The following is a 6,207-nucleotide window of genomic DNA, read 5'->3' as shown; positions in this document are numbered from 1 at the left end:
ATTTGTTTGAGCCGCGAGAATGTTGGAACTTCCTCAGGGCAGCCGGATATGCGTCCGTTTAACCGTCCGATGCTCTAGGTGGGTAAAGGACCGGGAGACGGTCTCGATGGTCAATCCGAGATGATCCGCGATGTCGGTACGCGACATGGGCAGGTCCACCGCATCGCCGTCAGCCGTCCTTCCAGCCAGATCCAAGAGGAAGGTCGCGATCTTTTCAAGCGCGGACTTGCGCCCCAGCAGCAGCATGTGGTTCTGGGCCCTGATCAGGGAGCGCATCATGCCCATGGTCAGTTCCTGGGCCAGTTGAGCGTCATTCCCCGTGGTGCCAAGGTTGTTGCGGCGATAGGCGATGACGACGCAATCCACAACGGCCTCCGCGCAGAAGCGATATTCGTCTCCGGCCTCGATGCCGAAGATGTCACCGGCGAGATGAAAGGCGTCGATCTGGCGGCGTCCATCGCTCAGGAGCTTGGAGGTGCGGACGACGCCTGAGAGAACCTTGTAGACGAAGGCCGCCCGGTCACCTTCCGCGAAGATCTCCTGGTCCTTGGCACAGGAGCGAACGGAACCGACCGCCGGGACTGCCGCATCGACGGTCCTACGGACTTGCGGCGCTTCCAGGGCAAAAAGAGGAAGGGCCGATGAGGTGGCTTTGGTGATGAGCGCAGTCTGCATCGAACCCTCGTTGTCTTCTTGAAGTGACGTTGGTTCATGGGTACCGCTGGAATGGCAGAGCTGAAATTCAGGTCTGATACCTAAGGGGTTTTGCGTAGGTGATCCGGATGCTCCCGGACAGCTCTTGAGGAAGCCGGTGGATCAGGCGAACCCATCAGCGATGGAACGGCAGCGCGTTCCTGCCGGGCGAATGGACCGCTTCCCTTCCGGGGCGGCGACGGAAAGTGCCCATGCGCCTCTCCCATGATGGATCGGGCGCTTCGTGCCATTGGCCAGAGCCGATCATCGCCGTCCGATGAGGGCAGGGCGGGGCCGCCATCTCCCGGGCTTCAGGCTCTCGGGTTGCGGGAGCTCGTTGGAGTTGGCCTGCCGGGTCAGCGGGCAGGCCGTTTCGCATTCTGCCGAGCAAGCGTGCCCTTGCGCATGGTTCTGATCCATGATGGTGCGGATCGTGGTGGCGCAGCGCCCGCATTGCGGGCCGCAGCCGAGGCAGCGGTAGACCTGGGCAGGGGTGCGAGGGCAGTCCGGGCCAGGGTTGAGGCAGGAGCGCACCTCCCCGTCCGAGAAGACATTGCAAGAGCAAACGATCACGGGAACATCCAGTTCGGAATTGCTTGAAAAGCCTGTTCTTCCCGGCAACTTGGACCGATGCCGCGTGTCGAGCCAACTACGGAATATACCGGAGGAGCCGTGGAGGCTCGGTGCCGGAGCTGATTGCGGCAGATCAAGGCTCTGTGCCGCGAACCCTGCAATCGCTGGGAGACGACGGGGAGGCTTTCATGTGTCTTGAAGGTGCGGGTGGGCGGCCAGTGAACGGGTACGGTGACGAGGGAGCCCACGCCCGCGGGCCGGAGCGGCCTGGGACGGGCGATGTGGACGTTTCGACGCCTGGCCTGACGCTCGGGTGCTCCGGATGCGCCGAGGCCGGCTACTGCCGTCGTGGCCCGGATCCGGATGAGCTTCCGGCCGGCTGCATGGCGCGCGGCGCACAAGCCACGACGTGGTAGGTGCCACAGGGTGCGGTCCACGTCCGGCGGATCGGCGGACATTCGGCAACATCTGCCTTAAGTTTGCGCCGGAGCAATATCGCGGAGGAAACCCGTGGCAACATCTGCCGGATGGCATGGAGGCGTCCCATGGATTTGCGCGCAACGATCACGAACTGGCTGTCGAGCCGACGGGCGACACAGGAACTGACCTCCCTGGGTGCGGACGAGCTTGCCGCGCTTGGCCGGGACGTCGGACTTTGTCCGGACCGTTTGATCCACCTGACGGCGCGCGGCGCCAGGGCCGGGGAGGAACTGCCACGGCTTCTCCACGCCGGAGGCCTCGTTCCCGCATGGCTGGAACTCACCCGTCCGGCCGTGATGCGCGACATGAGCGTCACATGCTCCGGCTGCCTGGCCGCCAGGCGCTGCCGGAGCGACCTCGACCGTGGGTGGGCACACGCGGTGCAGCGCTATTGCCCGAATGCCGGGACGATCAGCGCGTTGGAGGCGGAGAGGCGGCGCGCCGTCCGCTGACGCAATCCATCGCTCCCCGCCCTGCGGAAGCCTCCTCCGGCTCGGGTAAAGAGGCGTCACCCTCGCCGCGCCCCGAGGAGGGCCTTCGGCCCCTGTCCAAGACGCCATCTCCGCTGTGCGACGTCCGATGGTTTCGAACCGGTGCGGGGAGGCAGGCACCTCGCTCGCCGGACATCTGCGATCGGCTAGACAGGTGTCTTCATGCGGCGGAGTGTCTTGGCCCACGGGCCCCTAGGCAGGGGCGGAGACACCGGTGGCTTGCGCTCGGTCAAATCCAGGAAACCGCGGCGATGCTACAGGAGGGCATGACGGCAAGCCAGGAGACAAGGAGCATGACCCGCAAGCAACGGCGCCTGACCCTGATCGGCACCGGACTGGCCACGATTGCCACGGCGCTCGGCCTCGTGTCCTTCGCCATGCGCGACACCATCGTGTTCTTCCATACGCCGAGCGATGTCCAGGCCAGGCACGTCGCGCCCGGCACCCGGTTCCGTCTGGGCGGCCTGGTTCAACAGGCGTCGCTCCGACGGGGTGCCGACCAGGAATTAGCCTTCAGGATCGAGGATGTGAACGGGACCGTCAGCGTGCGGTACCGCGGGCTCTTGCCCGACCTGTTCCGCGAGGGACAGGGCGTTGTGGCCGAAGGCGTGCTCGACCCGGCCGGCGTGTTCAAGGCGGACACGGTGCTCGCCAAGCATGACGAGAACTACATGCCCCGCGAGGTCGCGGACGCCCTGAAGAGCCAGGGCCACTGGCAGGGTGAAGGCCTGACTGCGACCGGAACGCCCTAGCGTGCTTCCCGGCGAGCCGTTCACCCGCCCGCAATTCCAATGTTGAGACCATAGCCATGCAAGCCCATCGTCCCCGTCGCGCGGCCCTGTCATTCCTGGTGATCAGCGTTGCCGTCGACCTTCTGGCCTTCGGCATCATCATCCCTGTCCTCCCGCGCCTGGTGCAGGAGTTCCTCGGGGGTGAGACCGTCAGCGCGGCGCAGGTGTACGGGCTGTTCGGCCTGACCTGGGCCGTCATGCAGTTTCTTGGCGCACCGATCCTCGGCGCGCTGTCGGACGCCTGCGGGCGCCGCCCGGTCATCCTGCTGTCGAACCTGGCGCTCGGACTGGATTACCTGCTGATGGCCGTCGCTCCCGGACTAGGCTGGCTCCTTGCCGGCCGTGCCGTCGGTGGCCTCGCGTCCTCGAGCTTCACTACCGCTTTCGCCTATGTGGCCGACGTCACGGACGCGGACCGCCGCGCGGCCGGGTTCGGGGCGATTGGGGCGGCCTTCGCCTTCGGCTTCATCGTCGGGCCGGCCCTTGGCGGCGTGCTTGGAGCCGTCGACCTGCGTCTCCCGTTCTGGGTTGCGGCGGGGCTTTGCTTGGCCAACGCGCTGTACGGCATCCTCGTCCTGCCGGAGTCCCTGCCGAAGGACCGGTGGACGCGGTTCTCCTGGCGCAAGGCGAACCCCGTGGCCGCCCTGCGGCTGCTGAGGTCGAACGCGGAGGTGTCCAGGGTCGCGGCGGTCCTGTTCCTCTCCAACCTGGCCCATGAGGTCTTCCCGGCCGTGTTCGTGTTGTATGCTGGTCACCGCTACGGATGGGACCAGGTCACCATCGGCCTCGCGCTGGCAACTGTTGGCGTCGCGTCGGCCGTGGTGCAGGGCGGCCTCGTGCGCCGAATCGTGCCGCGCCTGGGCGAGCGGCCGACGATGGTGGCGGACCTCGCCTGCGGCGCCATCGGATGTCTGCTCTTCGGCCTTGCCCCGAGCGGGGCCTGGATCTGGCTGGCCATCCCCGTGGCGGCGCTATGGGGACTGTTCGGCCCGGCCGCGCAGAGCCTGATGACCCAGCGGATCGCGGCTTCCGAGCAGGGACGGTTGCAGGGGGCACTCAACAGCCTGCGGGGGGTGAGCGGGCTTGTCGGTCCGGTGCTGTTCACCGCCAGTCTTGCCGTCGGCGTGTCGCAGCCTGGTTCCTGGATCTGCTCGGGCGCCCCGTTCCTCGTGGCCGTGGTCCTGCTCATGCTGGCCCTTACGGCGGTTGTGCCCCTCCTGGCCGCAGATGGGTCCCTCCGGCGCAGGCATAATCCACGCCGCGGGCCTGCCTTCAGGCCCGGGCCGCAGTTGGTTCAGCGCAGGGCATAGATGCATTCCTGTTTGTCGTGCAGCAAGGAAGTGGGCTGTCGGTGGTGCGACGGAAGCACGTTTCCATCGAGGAGCCTGCCAATGATCAGTTCGTTCGCCCATCCCTTGTCGCGCCCCGTCATTCAAGGCCTTGCCGTTGGAGCGCTGCTGGGTGGAATGGCGCTGATGGCGTTCGCCGCAGGTCTGGTGCTGGTCGGAGCGATGTTCGTTCTTCCCCTCACCGTTGGCTTCACGAGGGCGCGGCAGTTCCTTCGGGGCGGGCTGAAGGCTCCCGGGCGAGCGGGAGGCGTGATCGCCACTGCTCCCACGCCTTCGGAATAGCGTTTCCGCGCTCCTCGTCGTCGGGACATCACGACAAGGCAGTCGAGGCATCCTCGTTGCACGGGCGGCTTGGCCCGCCACCTTCATCCGCGCCGGCCTGGCTCACCTTTTCCGGACTCCTTGCCCCAGATCAAGGTCACGTCCGCCGCCATCGGGCAAACTTCGGACGATGATGCGATGAGGTGCGATCATGATCGACAGAAGTGACAAGCCCCTTCCGACATGGTGGCCTTGGTTCCTGGTGGGCATGGCGACATCCAGCTTTGCCATGGCGGCCCTAATAAGGTGAGGGGCAATCGCCTTCACCGAAAACGGACGCTCCCCCGGCCGTTTTAGGGACGGCAGGAGGATCCTTGCGCTGCTGCAACGAAGCGCGGATCCTCGTGTGGCTTCCTGTTCCGACGGTACAACGAGGAATCCCGAATGGAAGACCCCGCATCCAGACCAAGAGCGTCCCATCTCCTGACGCGCGTCCGTGCAGTCCTGGGCACGCTCGATCTCGATTGCAGGTGCCGCGGAAAGGTCGATGCCGCCCTGGAGCGCTTCGAGGCCCTCGAGACACGGCGGCAACTCCGTGCCCTGATCCTCGACGCGCGGCACCAGGCCGAACGCATCGCAGCGCTGCTCGAACTGGTCGGCGAACTCGATACGGTCACGACCGACGAGGCGGACCTGGGCGTCTTCGACGAGATAGCGCTCCTCTTCGCGGACATCGGTTCCGCGGCGGCACGCGGCGCCGGGGACATGGCCAGGGCCAGGAGTCTAGCCGCCGCGGGAAGCGCGACGCCTCGGGATGCGGAGGTTTGAATGTCCGACGACGCCCTTTTGGAAGGCCTGCTCAACGGTCTCGGCGAGGAGGCCACGGCCCAGATGCTGCGGCAGGCGGAGCGCCGAACCGTCCCGGCCGAAGGCGTGCTCTTCACCGCGGGGCAGCCGGCGCGGGCCGTGCACGTCATCGTCTCGGGTGTCGTCCGGCTGGTTCAGGTCACGCCGAGCGGGCCGCGTATCATCATCAAGTACGTCAGGCCCGGGGAGGTATTCGGCAGTCCCGCCCTGCTGGACCGGTTCTACCCCACGAATGCCATTGCCGTGACCGAGTGCGTGGAACTCCAATGGTCGTCGGCAACCATCAAATCGTTCGTGGATCGGTACCCACAACTGGCGCTCAACGTCATCCGGGATCTTGAGACGCGCTTGCGCGAGATGGAGAGCAGGTTGCGGGATCTCTCGACCGAGCCAGTCGAGCAGCGCCTCGCCCGCGCGATCCTCAGGCTCGTGGAAACCTTCGGGCGGCGGACTGCGGAAGGGGTCGAGATTCCGTTCCCTGTCAGTCGCCAGGATCTCGCCGACCTGATCGGGAGCACCCTGCACATGGTGAGCCGAACCCTTCGCGCCTGGGAGACGCAGCGCCGGATCAGGCGATACAGGCGTCGTCTGGTCATCGCCGACATCGAGGCCGTGGCCCGAGTCCTGTACCGGGAACCACCGGCGGAGCACGAGTGAACGGCGAAGTCGGGGAACGACGGTATGGACGGATTGGGGGGCCCT

General features: G+C 66.3%; 9 protein-coding genes. 7 read left to right on the top strand and 2 right to left on the bottom strand.

The window, feature by feature from the left end; genetic code table 11:
* Window positions 1–33 precede the first annotated feature (33 nt).
* Together IC232_RS23680 and IC232_RS23675 are read right to left on the bottom strand one after the other, a co-directional pair.
* Window positions 34–675, bottom strand: a complete 642-nt coding sequence (locus tag IC232_RS23680) for a helix-turn-helix domain-containing protein (RefSeq protein ID WP_190847416.1) — start codon at window positions 673–675, stop codon at window positions 34–36.
* A 282-nt stretch (window positions 676–957) separates the two neighbouring features.
* Window positions 958–1,266: a bacterioferritin-associated ferredoxin gene (locus tag IC232_RS23675; RefSeq protein WP_190847415.1), complete on the bottom strand. Its 309-nt coding sequence runs from the start codon at window positions 1,264–1,266 to the stop codon at window positions 958–960.
* Window positions 1,267–1,454: 188 nt separating this feature from the next.
* Here IC232_RS23675 and IC232_RS23670 point away from each other — a divergent pair, with 188 nt between their 5' ends.
* From IC232_RS23670 to IC232_RS23640, 7 genes are all read left to right on the top strand, one after another.
* On the top strand, window positions 1,455–1,682 hold the full coding sequence (locus IC232_RS23670) for a hypothetical protein (protein WP_190847414.1): 228 nt from the start codon (window positions 1,455–1,457) through the stop codon (window positions 1,680–1,682).
* A gap of 129 nt (window positions 1,683–1,811) precedes the next feature.
* Complete coding sequence (locus tag IC232_RS23665) at window positions 1,812–2,198, top strand: hypothetical protein (protein WP_190847413.1); 387 nt, start codon at window positions 1,812–1,814, stop codon at window positions 2,196–2,198.
* Between the two features lie 332 nt (window positions 2,199–2,530).
* Window positions 2,531–2,989: a cytochrome c maturation protein CcmE gene (gene ccmE, locus IC232_RS23660; RefSeq protein ID WP_190847412.1), complete on the top strand. Its 459-nt coding sequence runs from the start codon at window positions 2,531–2,533 to the stop codon at window positions 2,987–2,989.
* A gap of 56 nt (window positions 2,990–3,045) precedes the next feature.
* Window positions 3,046–4,338, top strand: a complete 1,293-nt coding sequence (locus tag IC232_RS23655) for an MFS transporter (protein ID WP_190847411.1) — start codon at window positions 3,046–3,048, stop codon at window positions 4,336–4,338.
* 81 nt (window positions 4,339–4,419) lie between these two features.
* Window positions 4,420–4,659 (top strand): hypothetical protein, encoded by a 240-nt coding sequence (locus tag IC232_RS23650; RefSeq protein ID WP_190847410.1) that lies wholly within the window; start codon window positions 4,420–4,422, stop codon window positions 4,657–4,659.
* Between the two features lie 423 nt (window positions 4,660–5,082).
* Entirely contained in the window at window positions 5,083–5,466 is a 384-nt protein-coding gene (locus IC232_RS23645; protein ID WP_190847409.1) for a hypothetical protein, read from the top strand.
* A complete protein-coding gene (locus tag IC232_RS23640; RefSeq protein ID WP_190847408.1) occupies window positions 5,467–6,162 on the top strand; it encodes a Crp/Fnr family transcriptional regulator in 696 nt (231 codons plus the stop codon). It abuts the gene before it with no gap.
* Window positions 6,163–6,207: the final 45 nt, after the last annotated feature.

The sequence above is a fragment of the Microvirga sp. genome, assembly GCF_014699075.1.
Classification (GTDB): Bacteria; Pseudomonadota; Alphaproteobacteria; order Rhizobiales; family Beijerinckiaceae; genus Microvirga.
Note: the sequence above shows the minus strand (reverse complement) of the source record. Positions and strands in the feature narration are given on the sequence as shown.

Bases quoted from the DNA above. Each gene is read 5' to 3' on its own strand.
- IC232_RS23680 (WP_190847416.1), bottom strand. From the start codon at position 675: ATGCAGACTGCGCTCATCACCAAAGCCACCTCATCGGCCCTTCCTCTT.
- IC232_RS23670 (WP_190847414.1), top strand. From the start codon at position 1,455: ATGTGTCTTGAAGGTGCGGGTGGGCGGCCAGTGAACGGGTACGGTGAC.
- IC232_RS23665 (WP_190847413.1), top strand. From the start codon at position 1,812: ATGGATTTGCGCGCAACGATCACGAACTGGCTGTCGAGCCGACGGGCG.
- ccmE (WP_190847412.1), top strand. From the start codon at position 2,531: ATGACCCGCAAGCAACGGCGCCTGACCCTGATCGGCACCGGACTGGCC.
- IC232_RS23655 (WP_190847411.1), top strand. From the start codon at position 3,046: ATGCAAGCCCATCGTCCCCGTCGCGCGGCCCTGTCATTCCTGGTGATC.
- IC232_RS23650 (WP_190847410.1), top strand. From the start codon at position 4,420: ATGATCAGTTCGTTCGCCCATCCCTTGTCGCGCCCCGTCATTCAAGGC.
- IC232_RS23645 (WP_190847409.1), top strand. From the start codon at position 5,083: ATGGAAGACCCCGCATCCAGACCAAGAGCGTCCCATCTCCTGACGCGC.
- IC232_RS23640 (WP_190847408.1), top strand. From the start codon at position 5,467: ATGTCCGACGACGCCCTTTTGGAAGGCCTGCTCAACGGTCTCGGCGAG.